At 35.2% G+C, this 20,989-nt stretch carries 16 protein-coding genes; 9 read left to right on the top strand and 7 right to left on the bottom strand.

What is annotated here, in order from left to right; all coding sequences use genetic code 11:
* Positions 1-11: 11 nt before the first annotated feature.
* The 3 genes from ICJ83_RS08475 to ICJ83_RS08465 form a co-directional block, all read right to left on the bottom strand.
* A complete protein-coding gene (locus tag ICJ83_RS08475) occupies positions 12-3,335 on the bottom strand; it encodes a transglutaminase family protein (protein ID WP_188229954.1) in 3,324 nt (1,107 codons plus the stop codon).
* A 202-nt stretch (positions 3,336-3,537) separates the two neighbouring features.
* Positions 3,538-4,542: a sugar kinase gene (locus ICJ83_RS08470; protein WP_188229953.1), complete on the bottom strand. Its 1,005-nt coding sequence runs from the start codon at positions 4,540-4,542 to the stop codon at positions 3,538-3,540.
* A gap of 17 nt (positions 4,543-4,559) precedes the next feature.
* Positions 4,560-5,600: a GMP reductase gene (locus ICJ83_RS08465; RefSeq protein WP_188229952.1), complete on the bottom strand. Its 1,041-nt coding sequence runs from the start codon at positions 5,598-5,600 to the stop codon at positions 4,560-4,562.
* Between the two features lie 308 nt (positions 5,601-5,908).
* Between ICJ83_RS08465 and ICJ83_RS08460 the strand changes: the two genes are divergently transcribed.
* Positions 5,909-7,150 (top strand): response regulator, encoded by a 1,242-nt coding sequence (locus tag ICJ83_RS08460; protein ID WP_188229951.1) that lies wholly within the window; start codon positions 5,909-5,911, stop codon positions 7,148-7,150.
* Positions 7,151-7,156: 6 nt separating this feature from the next.
* Here the strand turns inward: ICJ83_RS08460 and ICJ83_RS08455 are convergent, their stop codons facing one another.
* Positions 7,157-7,537: a RidA family protein gene (locus ICJ83_RS08455; protein WP_188229950.1), complete on the bottom strand. Its 381-nt coding sequence runs from the start codon at positions 7,535-7,537 to the stop codon at positions 7,157-7,159.
* Positions 7,538-7,580: 43 nt separating this feature from the next.
* Positions 7,581-10,361, bottom strand: coding sequence for a putative LPS assembly protein LptD (locus ICJ83_RS08450; RefSeq protein ID WP_188229949.1), 2,781 nt, complete (start codon positions 10,359-10,361; stop codon positions 7,581-7,583).
* A gap of 186 nt (positions 10,362-10,547) precedes the next feature.
* Here ICJ83_RS08450 and ICJ83_RS08445 point away from each other — a divergent pair, with 186 nt between their 5' ends.
* From ICJ83_RS08445 to bshA, 8 genes are all read left to right on the top strand, one after another.
* A complete protein-coding gene (locus ICJ83_RS08445) occupies positions 10,548-11,675 on the top strand; it encodes an N-acetylmuramoyl-L-alanine amidase family protein (protein WP_188230290.1) in 1,128 nt (375 codons plus the stop codon).
* Between the two features lie 50 nt (positions 11,676-11,725).
* Positions 11,726-12,658: an MlaD family protein gene (locus ICJ83_RS08440; protein ID WP_188229948.1), complete on the top strand. Its 933-nt coding sequence runs from the start codon at positions 11,726-11,728 to the stop codon at positions 12,656-12,658.
* 6 nt (positions 12,659-12,664) lie between these two features.
* The gene (locus tag ICJ83_RS08435) at positions 12,665-13,972 is read left to right on the top strand and encodes a (Fe-S)-binding protein (RefSeq protein WP_188229947.1); all 1,308 of its coding nucleotides are present in this window, start codon (positions 12,665-12,667) and stop codon (positions 13,970-13,972) included.
* A gap of 6 nt (positions 13,973-13,978) precedes the next feature.
* On the top strand, positions 13,979-14,353 hold the full coding sequence (locus ICJ83_RS08430; RefSeq protein ID WP_223154665.1) for a hypothetical protein: 375 nt from the start codon (positions 13,979-13,981) through the stop codon (positions 14,351-14,353).
* A 30-nt stretch (positions 14,354-14,383) separates the two neighbouring features.
* Positions 14,384-15,172 (top strand): (Fe-S)-binding protein, encoded by a 789-nt coding sequence (locus ICJ83_RS08425; protein ID WP_188229946.1) that lies wholly within the window; start codon positions 14,384-14,386, stop codon positions 15,170-15,172.
* A 45-nt stretch (positions 15,173-15,217) separates the two neighbouring features.
* On the top strand, positions 15,218-15,703 hold the full coding sequence (locus ICJ83_RS08420; protein ID WP_188229945.1) for an ABC transporter ATPase: 486 nt from the start codon (positions 15,218-15,220) through the stop codon (positions 15,701-15,703).
* Between the two features lie 203 nt (positions 15,704-15,906).
* Positions 15,907-18,825 carry a glycoside hydrolase family 3 N-terminal domain-containing protein gene (locus ICJ83_RS08415; RefSeq protein WP_188229944.1) on the top strand — a complete coding sequence of 973 codons (2,919 nt, stop codon included), beginning with the start codon at positions 15,907-15,909 and terminating at the stop codon, positions 18,823-18,825.
* Positions 18,826-18,846: 21 nt separating this feature from the next.
* Complete coding sequence (gene bshA, locus ICJ83_RS08410) at positions 18,847-19,983, top strand: N-acetyl-alpha-D-glucosaminyl L-malate synthase BshA (RefSeq protein ID WP_188229943.1); 1,137 nt, start codon at positions 18,847-18,849, stop codon at positions 19,981-19,983.
* On the opposite strand, the gene ICJ83_RS08405 is transcribed toward bshA, so the two are convergent.
* Positions 19,984-20,355, bottom strand: coding sequence for a VOC family protein (locus ICJ83_RS08405; protein WP_188229942.1), 372 nt, complete (start codon positions 20,353-20,355; stop codon positions 19,984-19,986). It abuts the gene before it with no gap.
* A gap of 112 nt (positions 20,356-20,467) precedes the next feature.
* Positions 20,468-20,947: a porin family protein gene (locus ICJ83_RS08400; protein WP_188229941.1), complete on the bottom strand. Its 480-nt coding sequence runs from the start codon at positions 20,945-20,947 to the stop codon at positions 20,468-20,470.
* Positions 20,948-20,989 lie beyond the last annotated feature (42 nt).

Raw genomic sequence — 20,989 nt, 5'->3', positions numbered from 1 at the left:
ATTAGTTTAGTTTATTTCTTTCGCAAATCTAATGTATTTGGAAATTCTAAATTAGCAGGCAGTACTTTAAAACTGAATTTTTTTGCACTTTCTTTTTCTTTTACACGTTTTGTAGAACCGTCTAGGTTCTGCGCTATAGGTTCTATTTCGCCTTGGGTGTGTCCAAATTCCCAGAATCGACTAATGCGTCTCGATTCGGCTTCATAACTATTTACAGGATAAGCATCATAACTTCGTCCGCCCGGATGCGACACAAAATACGTACAGCCTCCAATGGAGCGTTTGTTCCAGGTGTCTACAATATCGAAAACCAATGGCGTGTCCACATCGATTGTGGGGTGTAGAGCTGAGTATGGGTTCCATGCTTTGTAGCGAACACCAGCAACATACTCTTCTTTTTTAGGCGTGCTTTTTAAATCCACTTTTATGCCGTTACAAGTTAATACATAACGATCGTTATTAAAATTATTTAATTTTACCTGTAGGCGTTCTACCGACGAGTCTACATAGCGTGCAGTTCCTTGTCCGGTAGCTTCTTCACCTAAAACATTCCAGGGTTCAATACCTGCTCGAATTTCCAGATGCATGTTATTAATTTCGACCATACCATGCAACGGAAATCTAAATTCGAAAAATGGGTTAAACCAGTCTTCTTTAAAGGTATAACCAGCTTTGTTAAGTTGATAAACGATATCCTTGATATCTTCGCGAACATAATGTTCAATTAAAAATTTGTCATGTAGTTCTGTACCCCATCTTACTAATTTATGTTCATAAGGTTTTTTCCAAAACCAAGCGACTAAAGTTCGAACTAACAAATTTTGCATCAAGCTCATTTGTGGGTGAGGAGGCATATCGAAGGCACGCAGTTCTAATATACCCAATCTTCCTGAAGATGAATCGGGAGAATATAATTTATCGATACAAAACTCGGCGCGATGGGTGTTTCCGGTTAAATCGGTTAGAAGATGTCTAAATAATCTATCGGTTAACCAAAAGGGAACCTTACCATCTTTAGGAATTTGACTAAAGGCAATTTCTAATTCATAAAGATTTTCCATACGGGCTTCGTCAATTCTTGGAGCCTGACTAGTAGCTCCTATAAATGCTCCAGAAAACAAATAGGATAAGCCCGGGTGATGCTGCCAGAATGTAAGTAAACTGCGTAATAAACTAGGTTTTCGTAGTAGCGGACTATCGGCAGGAGAGGTGCCACCTAAAGTAACATGATTACCACCACCGGTTCCGGTATGCTTGCCATCTAACATAAATTTTTCCGTTCCTAATCGCGATTTTTTAGCTTCCTGGTAAAGAGTTATGGTGTTATGGCACAATTCTTCCCAGTTATTTGCAGGTTGAACATTTACCTCAATAACACCAGGGTCTGGTGTAACTTTAAGGGAGTCAAGTCGGTTGTCTTTTGGAGCATCGTAGCCTTCGAGTACTACAGGTATTGATAATGTTTTTGCGGTAGCTTCAATAGATGCCATCAGATCTAAAAAGTATTCAATACTATCTAAGGGAGGTAAAAATAAATGTAATTTGTTGTCTCTTATTTCGGCGCATAATGCTGTTCTAATAAAATAATTGGTTTTCTTTTCGGGAACGCCATGTTTTGTTATTTGGGTAATTCGCTTTGATACAATGCGTTGGTAACTTGGCAACGCCTTCTTTTTTGAAAAATTATCAGGTTGATAAACAGGGAACTCCTCATCATTTGGTTTTTCAAGTAATGCACTTAGCGGTAATCTTAGACCAATTGGAGAGTTTCCTGGAATTAAAAATAAGTGGTTTCGACGAAATTTCCAGTAGCAGGTGTGCCAATTACCTGCCGTCTTATTTAATGGTAAAACATATCCTGTGGGTTTTGAAGTGCCATCTTTTAATATTTGCTGAAGTTTTTCTTTAACCAGCATATTGCCGTCTTCCTTTGTTGGATCGACATCTAAGGGCATTTGGCCTTCCTGCCACAGAAAATAAAACGAATCTTCGAAAGTAGGAATAATGGTTTTATTGGTAATCCCTAAATATTTTGAAAGTGTTTCTAGGAAAAGTTTATCGGCATTTTTAGGAAGTTGTGTTTTGTCAGAAAAAAGAGAAAACAGTTTTTTATTGTTCCAGATTTTTTTTCCGTCTTTACGCCAGCAAATTTCAATTTGCCAACGTGGTAGAGGCTCGCCCGGATACCATTTGCCTTGCGCTTGATGAATAATTGCACCTTTAGCAAAAGTATCATAAAGTCTAGCAGAAAGGTTTTTAGCTAATTCGCGTTTATGTGGTCCATCGGCTTCGGTATTCCATTCGGGGGCTTCCATATCATCTATGGAAACAAAAGTAGGTTCGCCACCCATGGTTAGCCTGACATCGCCTTTTTGAAGGTGTTTTTCAACTTTATGACCTAATTTATAAATGGCTTTCCATTGTTCTTCGGTATAAGGTTTTGTAACCCTTGGTGATTCAAATATTCGGGTTACTTTATTTTCAAATTCAAATTTTGTTTCACATGTATCGGTCATACCTGTTACTGGAGCAGCACTTTCAAAGGAGGGTGTACACGCCAAAGGAATATGACCTTCGCCAGCCAATAAACCAGAAGTTGCATCGAAACCAACCCAGCCAGCACCGGGAATATAGACTTCAGCCCAAGCATGTAAATCGGTAAAATCTTCTTCAGGACCTGATGGGCCATCTAGTGATTTTTCATCGGATTTTAGTTGAACAATATATCCAGAAACAAATCGGGCGCCAAAACCTAAATGGCGTAGGGTTTGAACAAATAACCAAGCGTAATCACGACAAGAACCGTTTTTTAGCTTTAAGGTGTCTTCACAAGATTGAACACCGGGCTCCATTCGAATATTGTAATTTAAGTATTCGTAAATTTTTCGGTTTATATCGATTAAGAAGAAAATGGTTTTTCGAGGTGTGTAATCTATGGTTTTAAGAAAATCCTTTAATAGCGGCCCATCATCAGTAATTTCAAGGTATGGTAATAGTTCTTTTTTTACCGTTTTGTCATATTTAAATGGATATTCTTCGGCATATTCTTCAACAAAAAAATCAAATGGATTAATGGTTTGTAAATCGGCAATAATTTCTACATCAACCGATAATTCTTTTGTCTTTTCGGGAAATACCAGTCGCGCAATGTAATTTCCAAAGGGGTCTTGTTGCCAATTGAAAAATTGCTCCTTTGGCTCAATTTTTATGGAATAGGATTCAATGGGAGTTCTGCAATGTGGCGCGGGACGTAACCTAAATATATGTGGTGATAATGCTACTTTACGATCGTATTTATATTTTGTTTTGTGTGAAATTACAATTTTTAAAGCCATAGATAATCGTTTAAATTGATATACAATTTAAGTGTTTTTTTAACCAAACAAGACCAAGTGTGTTAAAAAACGATTAAGAATGAAAAATGCTTAATTTTCTGTTATCTAAATTGTTGTGTAAATAATTTTGAGCATCTTTTTTGAATTAAAACGATAATATAATATTAAAACTTGCTTTATTAAGTAAATTGTAATTTTAGGTTTATCGGTTAACTCTACCTGATACGTCTCCATTTAAAATAGCTGTAACTTCATCAACTGTTGCATAATTTACGTCGCCTTCATAAGTATGTTTTAAAGCACATGCAGCACTGGCGAATTCCATAGCTTTATAGTCATCGAAAGATTGTAAACCATAAATAAGTCCGGCAGCAAAGGCATCACCTGTACCAATGCGATCAATGATATGAGTAATATCAAAATCGGTTGTTTCTCTAAATTCATTACCATTCCACATTCTGGCTCGTATTTTATGCCAAGAAGCATTTATAGGAGTTCGTATTTTGTCAAATATTTTTGTGATGTTCGGGAAATGCTTCATCAACTCTTTACTTGCTTCAATAAAATCTTCATTAGAATAAGAATAATTAGTTTCAAGTACTTCGTTTATTTCGTTTACCCCACCAATGAAAATGGTAGAGAGAGAAATTAAATCTGATAAAACTTCCTTAGCATTTTCTCCATATTTCCATAATCCTTTGCGATAGGTAGGGTCGGTTGAAACTTGAATGCCACTTTTTTTAGCCAGTAATAAACCTGCTTTTAAAGTGTCGTAGCCTCCTTTGCAAAGTGCTGGTGTTATACCTGTCCAGTGAATCCACTTAGCTTTTTTCAGTATGTTCTCCCAAGGAACCATTTCGGGCCGAATATCGGCAAAAGAGGAGTGTGAACGGTTATAGGAAATAGAGCTGGGACGCATAACCGCTCCTACTTCAAGGAAGTAAACACCTAACGGACGGTTAGAGCGCGCTATAGCTGAGGTACTGACCCCAAATTTCTGAATGTATGAAATAGCAGTGTCTCCAACAAAATCATCAGAAACACAACTAATGTGCTTTACTTTCTCTCCAAAATTAGCTATTGAAATACCTACATTTATTTCGGTGCCACCAAAATAGAATTCCAGCAAATTAGCTTGCATGAACTTTTTGTTTCCTTCCGGCGATAAACGCATTAAAACTTCTCCAAATGTAATGATTTGTTTCATGAAATTAATCTATTGATTTATTCGTTATATACGCGATTTTCTTGCTCATTTACCCGAATAAACGTTGTTCGTTTGGTAAGCTCTTTCAGGCGTTGTGCTCCAACATATGTGCAAGTGCTTCGAAGTCCTCCTAAAATATCCTGAACTGTATTTTCAACATCTCCTCGATAGGGAACTTCAACAGTTTTTCCTTCGCTAGCACGATATTCTGCAACACCACCCACATGTTTTTCCATGGCGGTAGACGAACTCATACCGTAAAATTTTCTGTAAGGCTTTCCGTTTTTCTCAATTATTTCGCCACCACTTTCCGTATGTCCGGCTAGCATTCCGCCTAACATTACAAAATCGGCACCAGCACCAAAGGCTTTAGCAATGTCTCCAGGGATTGTACAGCCACCGTCGCTAATTATTTGTCCGCCTAAACCATGAGCAGCATCGGCACATTCTATAATAGCAGAAAGTTGCGGATAGCCAACACCAGTTTTAACACGAGTTGTACAAACGGAGCCTGGACCAATACCTACTTTTACAATATCTGCACCAGAAAGTAGAAGCTCTTCAACCATTTCTCCTGTTACAACATTTCCTGCAATTATAACTTTATCGGGGTATAATGTTCTGGTCTTTTTTACAAAATGTGCAAAATGTTCAGAGTATCCGTTAGCCACGTCAATGCAAATGAATTTTAAATTGGAATTGAATTTAAAAATGGATGCTAGTTTTTCTGAATCTTGTTTGCTAATACCTGTACTTACGGCAATATAGTTTTCAATATTTTCAGGTAGTTGAGATGCAAATACATTCCAATCGGTTACAGAATAATGTTTATGTATTGCTGTGAAAATTTTTTTTTCAGATAAGGCTTTTGCCATATCGAAAGTACCTACTGTATCCATGTTAGCAGCCATAATAGGTATACCATTCCAGCTTAAGGGACTGTGCAAAAATTTGAATTCACGTTCTAAGCTCACTTCCGACCGGCTTTTTAAAGTAGAGCGTTTAGGTCGAATCATAACATCTTTAAATCCAAGTTTTATATCATATTCTATGCGCATGGGTGTAGGGTTAGTGTTACTTAAAGCTATCTATGTATAAATTTATAAAAATTAAATAATTTAACTTAATTAATTGCAGGTAATACACTTGTTAATTCATGTAATTATGGATAGTTTTGTTTAAACAGTAATTCGCTATCATTTACTCAAATATGAAACCAGTAATTTCTAAAAATTTAATTTATGCACTTTTACCAATTTTAATGGTAGGGATTATTTTTTTAGTTTACAGCTATATTGAACAACAACTTTCGTTGAACACGATTATAATTATTTTATTTTTTTTGGTAATTCTTCAACTATTACTGATGCAATTATTTTTTAATAAAAGTGTGAAAAACAAGGCTAAACGAAAGCATACTTTAGAGTTGGTAAATGATTTAAAAAGGAAGCTAGAACAGGCTAAAAAGGAAGCTGATTATAGTGAAGAGTATTTGGCAAATACGAGTTATGAGTTACGAACTTCGCTAAGTACAGTTTTAGGAATGTTGGATATGTTGAAGAAAACAGATTTAAATGAAGACCAGCATATACAACTGGAAATAGCCAATATTTCTTCAAAATATATGCATCAGTTGGTTAATATGTTTTACAATAATTTTGAAGTGAATACCGGCAATGTTGTGTTGAACACTCAAGCTTTCGATTTGCATTCTGAATTGAAAAGTTTATTTAAAGTATTTGAATATCAGGCCTGGGAAAAAGGCTTAATGTTCGATTATCAGTTTTTGCAATCTAAAGGAGCAAAACATTCTCTTATTGGAGATGTTTTAAGGATTCAACAGGTTTTAATTAATTTGGTTAATAATGCGATTAAGTTTACGGATAAAGGTCAAATTTCAATAATTGTAGATGAAACTATAACCATAGAAGACGATCAGATTATTACTTTTTATGTAAAAGATACCGGTGCAGGTATGCCAACCGAATTAGTTAAGGAACTGTTTAATTCTTCGAAAAAACAAGCAACTGTATTAACGCAGTCCTATCGGGGAGGTGGTTTAGGATTATCGACCTGCCATAAACTAGTAAAACTCATGGGGGGCGAGTTAAAAATTGAAACGCAGGAAAATGAAGGGACTACATTTTATTTTAGTCTACAATTACGTAAAACATTAAGTGTTAATCCAGAGAAAAATGAGATTGTACCCTTGGAAACAGAAAAGCGTAACGTTTTAGTTGCCGAGGATAGTAGAATGAATAGAAGAGTAATAAAGCATTTGTTAGAACAATTTGGCATTAATTGTACTTTTGCAACCAATGGCAATGAAGCTTTAGAACTTTATAATTCATCAAACTTCGATTTGATTTTTATGGATTTGTACATGCCCGATTTAGATGGGTTTGAAGCGACTAAAGCCATAAAACAAACTAAAACTTACGAAACATATAATACACCTATAATTGCTGTTTCTGCCAGCGATTTTAAAGAAGATAAATTTAAAGTAAAACAATTTGGCTTAAACGCCTTTTTGTCGAAACCTATTGATGTATATAAGCTAAAAGATATTTTAATAAAATACCTTTTAGCTGAAAAGAAGACTGGTTAAAACAGGTTACTTTACTGCAATAACACTAATTTCTACATTTACATTTTTAGGCAAACAAGCCACTTGCACAGTTTCTCGAGCAGGAGCAGTTTCTTCATTAAAATAGCTGCCGTAAACTTCATTTATATTTACAAATTCACCCATGTCGCTGATGAAAATCGATGCCTTTACTACATTTTCAAAAGTCATGTCTGCAGCATCAAGAACGGCTTTTATGTTTTCCATAACTTGTTTGGTTTCTGTTTTAATATCGTCTAAAACAAGATCTCCAGTTTCTGGATTAAAAGCTATTTGTCCTGATGTGTATAAAGTGTTACCACTTAGTACTGCTTGATTATAAGGGCCAATTGGAGCGGGCGCTTTAGTAGTTGTTATTATTTTTTTCATTATTAATTTTTAATTATAGATCGCTGTCTGTTTTTTGTAATTGTTATAAACGAGCATCTGGTTGTCTGCGTTTTTCGTATTTTAAATCTTTTAGCATACTCGACTTGATACCTATAAAGAAATTCCATGATGTTCTCTCACTAAACGGAATCCAACTAAAATTCATACGCCAACTTTTTAAGTCACGTTCAAAACGCAATTGAGTATACGTGAAACCTGCGTTTTTTAAATCGTAACCCGATGAATAACCAATAGACCATTTATCTGATAACTTTACATCGCCCGAAAACATAAGGGAATGCGAAGAGATTTCATTTTCTCGTCGGTTATTTGAATAGTTTACAGCATAAGCAATACGTAAACTCCATGGAATTGTATATCGGTAAAGTGAGTTTTCGCTTTCTTCAGACTCTTCATCATCTTGGCTAAATTGCTGATTTGCAAAATCTTCAGACACACCAAATAAATCATCATCTCGACCTCCGCTTCTAACGTTTTCTTCAATAGCACGTTGTTTACTTTGGTCGTCTTTTTTGTTTGCTTTTTTACTTGATATAGACCAGCTGGTAGTTAGGTTGGCACTCGTTAATCTAAACAAGCTCCCGCCGTTATCGATATTAAATTTATCAATTTTTCTATTGTTGTTATCGAGGGCGTAAGGATCAAATGTAGCTCCAAAATTCACACTCATTTTGTTATTGAAAAATTGGGTTCCGCCACTCATTCTAACCGGACTCCATTGCAGTGAATCGCCTGCAAAATTATAAGCGGTTGAAAAATTCAAGTTATTTAATAAAGTAACTTTTTTAGGTTCTTTAGCTGTCGAATCTTTATCACGTACTTTAGCTTCTAAATTATTTGACACCGAAATTCCCATTGAACTTGAAAAGTTTTTACTTGGCGAGCCAAAAATACCTTCCTGAAAACGTGTGTATTCCAGATTTACATTTTCGTAAATGGCGTCTAATTCTCCTTGTGTTAATCCATCGGCATTAACTACTTCTGCAGACTCGTAATATTTATCGAAAGCGGGATTGATATTGTAACTAACTGATGGGCGCACAACGTGTCGAATGGCTTTAATTTTTTTATCCTGTCCTTCTTTTTCAAAATTGAACATACCATATAAAGTAGTTCCTAAGCTTGTGCTAAAATTGTATGTTCTAAAGGCGTCAAAACCATTTAAGGTTTCTGTAACCATATCCTCTTCTGCAGCATCGTAAGTTTTCTTTACGGTTTTAAAATTCCACACTTCATTATAACTGGTACTTGCACTTACACTAAAATACTTGAATATTTTGAAGTTGGTACTAAGCGGAATACTGTGCTGAAATCCTGTACGCGCATCATCAAACATTTCACTTTTAAAAAAAAACTCGTCTGTGGTAGTAATACGGTTTTCTCCTCTAACACTGTACTGAAGGTTTATATTTTGAAACAATCCTTTTTTGCTTCCCGTTTTAGGAACAAATGGATAAATACGGCCTACACTACCTTGAAATGTAGGAAGTGTCATGTTTATAGTTTCAGTATTTGTATTTTGGGAATGCGTTGCGGTAAGACTGAAATTAACTGCAGGTTCTCCTAAAAATGTTTTTGAATACGATACCGATGACGATAAAGTGTTGTTTAAGAATGAGCCTGAGTTTATTTGGTTAATAGAATTCCGATAATATTTACTACTACCTAAGTTAACCGATGCCGAAAATCTAGAATTTGGACTAGCCTTTGAATCCTGACTGTGTGACCATCGAATGTTGTAAATCGTATTTCTCGAATAATCGGGGAAGCCACGCTCACTGGTAATTAAATTCTCGTAACGTATACCAACATTTCCTCTAAATTTATATCGCTTTGCATAGGTGCTTTCGGCTCGAAACCCATAACTTCCGTTGGTGTAGTAATCGCCTAAAACGGCTAAATCTACATAATCGCTAATGGCAAAATAATATCCGCCGTTTTGCAAAAAATAACCTCGGTCGTTTTGTTCACCAAAACTAGGAATGATAATCCCCGACGTTTGCTTTTCAGATTGCGGAAAAAATCCAAAAGGAAGAGCAACAGGAGTTGGAACGTCATAAATGTAGAGATTCGTAAATCCGGTAACAATTTTCTTTCCAGGAACAATTTTAGCTTTTCTTAACCTGAAATAATATTCCGGGTCGTCTAAATCTTCAGCGGTAGTATACTTAGCTTCCTTTAAAAAATAAACCGAGTCGTTTTGTTTTTTGGTAATCTTAGCAATAACGGTACCTTCACCTTGTTCAGTTTGGGAATTATATATTAAAGCACGTTTTGTTTTTGTATTAAAAACGATGGAATCTGGCTCAACTACGTTACTGCCTTGTGAAAAAACAGGTTTTTGCGAGTAACCATTTATCGTGTCTGTTATTCCTTTGGCGTAAACGGTATTAGACGTGTAATCTATTATGATTTCACCAGCTTTAATATTCATGTCGCCATAATCAATGGACGCTTCATTATATAAGTAAAGTTTATGTTCTGTTTTATTAAAACGTGTATAGTCGGTAGCGTGGTATTTTACCGTATGTTCGAGCAATTCTTTTTTAGGCTGAACAGAATCGATTAGGGTTGTGTCCTGCGATTTCTCTGATATTTCCGGGGCAATAATACTATCTACACTTATGCTTACCGTATCGGCACTTCGTTCAATTTTTTTTCCTTTTTTCGGAATGTCTTGTGCGAAGCTTAACGTGTTAATAAACACGGTAAAACTTAATGCAAAAAGTATTTTAAAGTTGTTTGTATGCAACGCTTTTAAATGTATTTTTGTAAAAGTATGGCTCGGTTTTTGAAAAGCCAAAATTACATATATTTTTCTGTGATTGATTTATAAATTGATTAATTTTTAAAATTAAACGTATACACAATTTATTGGAGTAATAAAGGGTGTTTTTTTACTTTTAATTTTAGATAACATATAAGTTGTAATGTTTCCACCAAAAAAGTGCCATAGATTTAAAATTTTATATATAATATGAATTACCAAATGAAAACGAATAGCATATTACTTTTCGTATCTTTTATAATAGTATTAACATTTTCTTCATTTCGAGGCATCTATCCATCTGATGATAAAGGAAAGTTTGTTGTTGTACTTGATGCTGGTCATGGCGGACATGATCCCGGTAATTTAGGTAATGGATATAAAGAAAAGGATATAGCATTAAAAATTGTATTGGAAGTTGGGAAAATTATAGGTAAAAATCCTGATATTGAAGTGGTCTACACACGCAAAACCGATGTGTTTATTGGATTAAAAGAACGCGGTACCATTGCTAACAAAGCAAATGCAAATTTATTTGTTTCTGTACATTGTAATGCGCATCACTCGGCGGCGCATGGTGCAGAAACCTATGTTTTGGGAACCCATAGAAATCAAACCAATTTCGAGGTAGCTAAAAAAGAAAACTCCGTAATTTTTCTTGAGGAAGATTATGAAAAAAATTATAGTGGTTTTGACCCGAATTCACCGGAATCAATTATGAGTATCTCTCTGAGTCAAGAGGAGTATCTGGATCAAAGTATTCAATTAGCCAGTTTAATTCAGAAGAAATTTACCAATAAATTAAAACGAAAAAACCGAGGTGTTAAACAAGCTGGTTTTGTGGTTTTATTTCAAACGGTAATGCCCAGTGTGTTAGTTGAAACCGGGTTTTTAACCTATAAAGCCGAAGGCGGTTATTTAAACTCAAGCAAAGGACAACGTGAAATGTCGACAGCAGTAGCCGATGCTATCTTAGAGTATAAGCATATGATTGATGGAAATATTGGGGAATATGCTTTCATTGAAGAGGAGTCTGTAGGTCAAGTACGACCTGATGAATCGCCAATGGAAACAGCTATATACGAAAATATTACCTTTAAAATTCAAATCGCGGCAGGCTCGACAGCACTCGATACGAAACCTTATAACTTTAAAGGTTTAAATGATATATCAAGAACAAAAGAGGGTAGTTTGTACAAATACTATTATGCCAGTACATCCGATTATAACAAAATAAAACAACTGGAAGAAGTTGCCAAGCAAAAAGGTTATACCTCGAGTTTTATTGTGGCATTCAAAGATGGAAAACGAATAAGCCTTACTGAAGCTTTAAAAACAACCGCGAATTAAAAGGGTTCTTTGTAAATTTATTTTAAATTTGTTCAACTAAATCATACACTTTGAAAATATCAAGAGAAGTTAAAACAGGCGTACTAGTAGTATTAGGAATTGTTCTTTTTGTTTTTGGTTTCAACTATTTAAAAGGAAGAAATTTGCTAGAAGCACAAGATTTGTATTACACCGATTTCGATTATAATGCACTCACCAAATCTTCGGTTGTTACTGTAAAAGGAAATACAGTGGGAAGGGTGCAAGATATAAGTTACGATTTTGAAACAGGCAAAACTCATGTGTCGTTCACTGTAAATCCAAATTTGAAATTTTCGAAGAATTCTAAAATAAGAATGTACGAAACTGGTTTAATGGGAGGTAACGGATTGGCTATTTTAGTCAGTGAAGAAGGTGAACAAGCGAAACCGGGTGATGTTTTAGAATCTGAAGTTGAAATGGGGTTAGTAACAAGTCTCTCTAAAAATTTCTCAGGATTAAGTACCGATTTAGAGTCCACTTTAAAGTCGGCAGATTCTTTAATTGTAAGCTTAAATAAAGTAGTAAATGATCAAAGTGAGACTGGTTTGAAAAGCACTGTAGCTCAATTAAATGAAACATTACAAGCTTTCGAAGCAACATCGCATCATCTTAATGGGTATCTTATTGATAACAAGGAAACTATTGAAGAAACTTTAGGAAACTTTAAATCTTCCAGTGCCGATTTGTCAATAATGCTTGCAGATTTAAAAGAAGCCGACATGGGAGCAACAATAGTTTCTTTAAATAAAACTCTGGAAAGTTTACAACATGTTTTAGCAACTGTAGAACAAGGCGATGGTACTTTAGGGAAATTGCTAAAGGACGAAGGTCTTTATAATAATTTAGAAGGAGCGACTAAAGAAATGGAAGAGCTGCTAAGAGATATAAAACTGCACCCTAAACGGTATTTCAGAATATTATCGAAAAAGGAAATACCTTATACCAAAGAAGAAACTAACTAAATACGCATGGAATACTTGCCCAATATACTATTTGCTATAATCTTAGTAGCGGGTATTGGCTATTTTGCTAAAAATGTAAAGAAGCTAATACGAAACATAAAATTAGGTCGCGATGTCGATGTAAGCGATAATAAGTCAGAGCGCTTTAAAAATATGGCAATGATAGCCCTTGGGCAAAGTAAAATGGTGCGTCGCCCTATTGCTGGTATTTTGCATATTATTGTGTATTTGGGCTTCATAATTATAAATATTGAAGTATTAGAAATTATTATTGATGGCTTATTTGGAACACACCGCATTTTTTCTGGCATTGGAGCAACATATGGGGTTTTAATAGGTACTTTTGAAGTCCTTGCTTTGTTGGTGTTTGTAGCGGTAATTATATTTTGGATAAGAAGAAATGTAATTAAACTTAAAAGATTTTGGAAATCCGAAATGACTGCATGGCCTAAAAACGATGGAAATTTCATTTTGTATTTCGAAATGGTATTAATGACCCTGTTTTTAGTTATGAATGCCACCGATGTACATTTTCAAACTATGAATTCTGGTAATGTTATCAGTCAGTTTATTGTGCCATGGTTTAATGGACTTTCAGAAGGTACACTTCATCTTATTGAGCGAAGCACATGGTGGTTGCATATTGTAGGTATTTTAGTTTTCTTAAATTATCTATATTTTTCAAAACATTTGCACATTCTGTTAGCATTCCCAAATACGTATTACGCAAAGTTAACACCTAAAGGACAATTAAATAATTTAGAGTCAGTAACCAAAGAAGTAAAAATGATGATGGATCCGAATGTGGATCCTTTTGCAGCACCACCAGAAGGCGCAGAAGCGGCAATGCCAGAGAAATTTGGAGCTAGTGATGTTCAAGATTTAAATTGGGTTCAACTTTTAAATGCCTATACCTGTACTGAATGTGGACGTTGCACCAGTGAATGTCCTGCGAATTTAACTGGGAAAAAATTATCACCTCGTAAAATAATGATGGATACACGAGACCGTTTGGAGGAAGTAGGTAAAAATATCGACGCCAACGGAGGAGAGTTTAAAGATGATGGTAAGCAATTGTTAGGCGATTATATTTCTAATGAAGAGCTTTGGGCTTGTACAACCTGTAATGCTTGTGTCGAGGCATGCCCAGTAAGTATAGATCCACTTTCAATAATTCTGGAAATGCGCCGTTATTTAGTTATGGAGCAGAGTGCTGCACCAACAGAATTAAATACCATGATGACTAATATTGAAAACAATGGAGCACCATGGCCGTATAATCAAATGGACAGACTTAACTGGAAAGACGAATAACATTACATGAAATATTTAAGCGTCATATCGATAATCGTATTTTTGTTTTTGTTTAAAAATGTTATGGCGCAGGTTGGATACCAAAAGGATTCCTTACAAATAAAAGTTTACACTGAAATAGATTATCAAAATTTTATGCCGCAAGCTATACGGGTAAAAAAAGTTTTTTGTGACTACTGTACAAAATTCCAAAAAGAACAGATAGGTAATGAAGCCTATCGGAGAACATTTTTAGTAAGGAATAACAGAAAATTCAGACTGGAAAAGGGGAGCTTTAGGCATGCTATGTATATTCGAATTGCCAAAAAGGATTTTGCAAGATTGAAGGAAGAAAACCAAATGCAGGATTCAATTTTAACCATAAATGAACAACGAAATTAAAAGACATTGTCTTTTTTAAAATAAAAAGTAATGAGCGAAGTACTTAACGTGCCTACCATGGCAGAATGTATGGCCGAGGGACGGCAGCCTGAAATATTATTTTGGGTTGGGTCTGCGGGAAGCTATGACGACAGAGCTAAAAAAATTACAAAGGCATTTGTAAAGATTCTTAATAAAGCAAATGTTGATTTTGCAGTGTTAGGAACCGAAGAAAGCTGTACTGGCGATGTTGCAAAACGAGCGGGGAATGAGTTTCTATTCCAGATGCAAGCGGTAACTAATATAGAAGTTTTAAATGCATACCAAGTTAAGCGCATTGTAACGGCGTGTCCGCATTCATATAATACGTTAAAGAATGAATACCCGCAGCTTGGAGGTCAATATAAAGTACAACATCATACGGAGTTTATAAATGAGCTGATAAAAAGTGGTCGTTTGACAATTGAAGGAGAAAACACGTTTAAAGGAAAGCGAGTTACATTTCATGACCCCTGTTATTTAGGACGAGCAAACGAAGTGTACGAAGCACCCCGAGCATTACTGCAAACTTTAGGCGTTGAATTAGTTGAAATGAAACGCCATCGAAAAACAGCTTTGTGTTGTGGTGCGGGTGGAGCTCAAATGTTTAAAGAGCCTGAAAAAGGCGATAAAGACATAAATGTACTTAGGACCGAAGATGCTTTGCAAACACAACCTAACATAATTGCTACAGGTTGTCCGTATTGTAATACGATGATGACAGATGGCGTAAAAGCCAAAGAAAAAGAAAACGAAATAACGGTACTGGATGTCGCTGAATTAATAGCAAATGCTCAGTAGGAGTAGATGTTAATATGAAAATGGCAACACCAAAAATTGAAAAAAATGCTAGTAGATTTTAATACTTTACCAGAAGAATCGCGAGTTTGGATATATCAGGCTAATCGATCGTTTACAGAAGAAGAGATTAAGGAAATAGAGGAAAAGTTAGATGTGTTTATCGATAACTGGACGGCCCATGGCAGTGATTTAAATGCAGGGTATTTAATAAAATATAAACGCTTTATAATCATAGGCTTAAATCAAAATTTAAACAAGGCGACAGGTTGTTCAATTGATGCCTCTGTTCGATTCATTCAACAATTAGAAGAAGCATATAAGGTTGATTTAATGGATAAGATGAACGTATCTTATAAGCAAGGTGAGTATGTTGCTTACAAATCACTTAACGATTTTAAAAAAATGGCTAAAGACAGGGCGGTTTCAAAAAATACGATTGTATTCAATAATTTGGTAGCTAATGTTGCCGAATTTAATGAAAATTGGGAAGTTCCTGCAAGCGAGAGTTGGCATAGTCGCTTTTTAAAATAGGCTTGTTTTTTAGGTGTTTGAACGATGAGTATGGAAAGTTTTCTTAGTTCAAGCTAGTTTCAGAAGTTTTTAAATTTATTATGGAATAATCTGTTTAAAACCTTTCATAAATCTATTGAAAAGTGCTTTAATCTTACTCTTAAAAGTGTTATTTTGGCATGATATTAGTTTTAATCAGCTAGTCATACTTAATTAATCCTTTTATGCGTCAAATCTTTCTTTATTTAAACATATTTCTTATTACATCAGTTTCAATTGCTCAGCAGGCTATAAATCCACTATTAACAGAAGATTCAGTAGCTCAGCAAAAATGGGTAGATAGCGTGTATAATAGCTTGTCGTTAAAAGAAAAAATAGGGCAGCTTTATATGGTTCAAGTGATGTCTAATCAAGATCAGGCTACAAAAAAGAAAATAGAAAACCTGATTAAAGAATATAAAATAGGAGGCATTATTTACTCTTTGGGGGGACCTGTACGTCAGGCTAAATTAAATAACGAACTTCAGGCCTTGTCTAAAGTGCCGTTACTAGTAGGTATGGATGCCGAGTGGGGCTTAAGTATGCGATTGGATTCTACCTATGCTTTTCCTTGGAATATGACGCTTGGAGCAATTAAGGATAATCAACTGGTTGAACAAACAGGAAGACAAATAGGCGAACATTGTAAACGTATTGGGGTTCATTTTAATTTTGCCCCAGTGGTAGATATTAATACAAATCCTAAAAACCCCATTATAGGAAACCGATCGTTTGGGGAGGATCGCGATAATGTTACTGAAAAGGCACTCGCTTTTATGAAAGGTATGCAAAGTGCCGGTGTATTAGCTAATGCTAAACATTTTCCTGGTCATGGAGATACCGACCAGGATTCTCATAAAACGTTGCCGACTATTAGTTTCAATAAAGAGCGTATTGATGCCGTAGAATTATATCCGTATAAAAAATTAATAGCGGAAGGGCTTTCGAGTGTCATGGTAGCGCACTTAAATGTGCCAAGTTTAGAACCGCGCTCAGGTTATCCTTCATCTTTATCTGAACATATAGTTACCGATATTTTACAAAGCAAATTGCAGTTTCAAGGATTGACTTTTACCGATGCTTTAACTATGAAAGGTGCAGCTAATTTTAGTGAAACAGGAGCTATTGATTTGGCGGCTTTTAAAGCAGGAAACGATGTTATGTTAATGAGTGAAGATGTTGGTGTGGGTGTTTCAAAAATGACTGAAGCGTACTATGCTGGTGAAATTACAGAACAACGATTAGCATATTCAGTTAAAAAAATACTTCAGGCGAAATTCAAAGTAGGTTTAAATAATTATGAACCTATTGTTTTAAAAAATTTGGTAGCCGATTTAAATCGGTTAAAAGATGATATTCTCTACGAAGAACTATTAGAAAACGCGATAACTCTGGTGCAAAACGAAAGAGATTTAGTACCAATACAGAACTTAGAAACAAAGACAATGGCTTATGTTGGTTTGGGTGATGACGATGGTTCGGTGTTTTTTAATGAATTACGTAAATATGGAAAAATTCATCAAATTACAGCACCAAATTTTGATGAATTAACGGCTAAATTACAGGATTACAATACGGTTATAATCGGGTTTCATCGCTCAAATGCAAATCCTTGGAAAAGTTTCGAGTTTTCAGAAGAAGAATTAAATTGGATTGAAAATATAGCTGCATCTCATACCGTTATTTTAGATGCATTTGTAAAACCATATGCTCTGGCCAGCCTGAAATCTGTAACAAATATTGAAGGGATAATTTGCAGTTATCAAAATTCTGAAATCGCCCAACAAAAATCGGCTCAACTTATTTTTGGTGCAATTGATGCTAATGGGGTTTTACCAGTTTCAATCGGAGAAACTTTTCCTGTAGGTCATGGTATTCACCGGCATGCAATTAAACGTTTAGGATATTCCATACCGGAACGCGTTGGCATGGATTCTAAAAAATTAAAGAAAGTAGATTCACTGGTCCAAAAAGCAATATCAGGTAAAATGACCCCAGGTATTCAACTTTTAATCGCACGAAGAGGCAAGGTTATTTACAATAAAAATTTTGGAAAACACACCTATAAAGGAAAGGAGCAAGTAGGCTGGGATGACATTTACGATGTAGCTTCATTAACAAAAATATTGGCTACATTACCATTGGTTATGGAATTGGAGCAGGAGGGTATTATTTCGTTAGATTCTAAATTAGGTGAATTATTACCAGATTATAAAGGGTCTAACAAGGAAGATATAACGATTAGGCAAATGTTGTCGCATTATGCACGTTTACGTCCGTGGGAGCCCTTTTATTATCACACATTAGATTCTATAACCAAACGTCCTAGTGGTACTTATTATACCACGGAACGCAGCAAAGCATTCGATATAGAGGTAGCTAAAAATATGTATCTACGTTCTGACTATCCAGATTCAATTCAAAAAATTATTAAAGATTCTGAGTTGTTACCAAATTTAAGATATAGATATAGCGACTTCCCCTACTATATATTAAAGAAATTTATTGAAGATTATTACGACAGAACACTGGAGCAGTTAGTGCAAAGTCATTTTTACGAACCGTTAGGAGCAAATAATACCCTGTATAATCCGTATCATAAAATAAGCAATAAAAAAATTGTGCCTACCGAGGTCGATAATTATTACAGATATCGTGAGGTACATGGTTATGTGCACGATATGGGTGCCGCTATGCAAAATGGTATTGGAGGGCATGCAGGAATTTTTAGTAATGCTAATGATGTGGCGAAAATTATGCAAATGTATTTACAAAAGGGGTATTATGGAGGAAAACAATTTTTGCTTCCTGAGACTATAGATCGTTTTAATAAAAGCTATTACAGGAATGAAGATAACAGGAGAGGAGTCGGATTTGATAAACCGCAGTTAAGTGGCGAAGGACCAACCTGTGGTTGTGTGTCCATGTCTAGTTTTGGACATTCTGGTTTTACAGGAACTTATGCCTGGGCAGACCCTGAGACAGAAATAGTTTACGTATTTTTGGCAAACCGAACCTATCCCAGCGCAGATCATAATCTGTTGCTAAAAGAAAATATAAGAACCGATATTCAGCGTTTAATATATCAGGCTATTATCGATTAAGAAATTTAGTAGAAAGTAAAAATGAAAATAGGAATAGTTTGTTATCCAACTTTTGGAGGTAGTGGTGTAGTTGCCACAGAGCTAGGTTTAGAATTGTCTAAACGTGGTCATGAAATTCATTTTATTACATATAATCAACCCGTTCGATTAGAATTAATTAGTAATAATGTGCATTATCATGAGGTAAATGTACCTGAATATCCGCTATTTCATTATCAACCTTATGAATTGGCTTTATCGAGTAAGCTTGTGGATATGGTAAAACTTCATAAAATAGAGATTTTACATGTGCACTATGCTATTCCCCATGCTTACGCTGCTTATATGGCGAAGAAAATGCTTATTGAAGAAAATATTCATGTGCCTATCGTAACAACATTACATGGTACAGATATAACTTTAGTCGGTAGTCATCCTTTTTACAAACCGGCAGTAACCTTTAGTATAAACAAATCGGATGCTGTAACGGCAGTTTCCGATAGTTTAAAAGAAGATACACTGCGTCTTTTTGATATTAAAAACGAAATTAAAGTTGTTACAAATTTTATCGATTTAGATAAATATACGGGGTCATTTTCTAACTGTCACCGCGCTATTTTGGCAAAAGATGATGAAAAGATCATTACTCATATTAGTAATTTACGTCCGGTAAAACGTGTAGACGACGTTATTGAAATTTTTTACAATATTCAAAAAGAAATGCCTGCCAAACTAATGTTAGCTGGCGAAGGTCCCGAACGAGAAAGAATAGAGGCACGTTGTGTGGAGCTTGGTATTTATAATAAAGTAGCCTTTTTAGGGAAAAGCCATGAAATAGATAAAATATTATGGTTTAGCGATTTATTTTTATTACCGTCGCAGACCGAAAGCTTTGGCTTGGCAGCGCTTGAAGCCATGGCCTCGAGAGTGCCAGTTATATCGAGTAATACTGGTGGAATTCCTGAGGTTAATGTTCAAGGGGTATCAGGGTTTTTAAGTGATGTTGGAGATGTTGCCGATATGACAAAAAACGCATTATATATTTTAAGTGATGAAGCTCGTCTGGAGACCTTTAAAGGTAACGCCCGACAAACAGCTCTAAAATTTGATGTACAAACCATCGTACCTCAGTACGAGAAAATCTACGAAGATACTTTGGCTAAGTTTTTAGTGTTATAATTACACATGCTGGTCTATTAATATTGCATTGCCGTCGGGGTCTAAAACCAAACAGTTGGCAGGTCCTGAGGTGCTTTCGTCGGCTTCACTTTTTAGTAATATTCCAGCCGTTTTAAGGTGTTTTTGAATATCCCTTACATCATCAAAATTGTCTAGCGTGTTGGCATTTGCATCCCATCCAGGATTGAATGTAAGTATATTGTTTTCAAACATCCCTTCAAAGAGTCCGATTAAGGTATTTTCATTTTTCATAATAAGATATTTTTTCTCGATATCTCCTGCGAAAACTTCAAACCCTAAGGTTTCATAAAATACTTTCGAGACCATAATATCTTTTACGCTTAAACTTACTGAGAAGGCACCTAGTTTCATAGTTAATGTGTTTTAAGTTAGGATAATAAATATAAGAATTCGGTTTGTAATACTTAATTTTTAGGCATAAAAAAAGCGCCAAAATTGGCGCTTTTTAATTATATAGTGAGATTTAAAATTGGTATCTAATACCTAATGCAATATCAAAATCAAGATCATCATGATGATTACCAAACCCTAACTCAGGTCTAAAATCCAGTGATAACATTAAAGGGATATTAAAACTATATTCAATACCTATGTCACCAGCAAGAAATACGAATGTACCATCATTGTCATTTGCTTCGTTGTCGTAATCATATGATCCTAAACCACCACCGGCACCAACATACCAGTTAAAACTGTTTTGAAGAGGGAATACCCATTGGTATAAGCCTGTAAGTTTAAAACCATCAAAACCATTTCCATCTCTCCAACCTAAATCAGCTTCTAATCGGTTGTTTGAACCTAAGGCATGTTGGTAAGATATTTCGGCACCGAAACCATCACTATCACCAAGTCTTAAACCAAGAGCGTGTTTTGAAATGTCTTGAGCGTTAGACATAAAAGCAAATCCTAATACAGCGATTGCAAATAAAAATAATTTTTTCATAAGATTTTTAGTTTTGTTTATTAGTGAAATATACGTAGTTTT

It is taken from the genome of Aestuariibaculum sediminum (assembly GCF_014596945.1).
GTDB classification, from domain to species: Bacteria; Bacteroidota; Bacteroidia; order Flavobacteriales; family Flavobacteriaceae; genus Aestuariibaculum; species Aestuariibaculum sediminum.
Note: the sequence above shows the minus strand (reverse complement) of the source record. Positions and strands in the feature narration are given on the sequence as shown.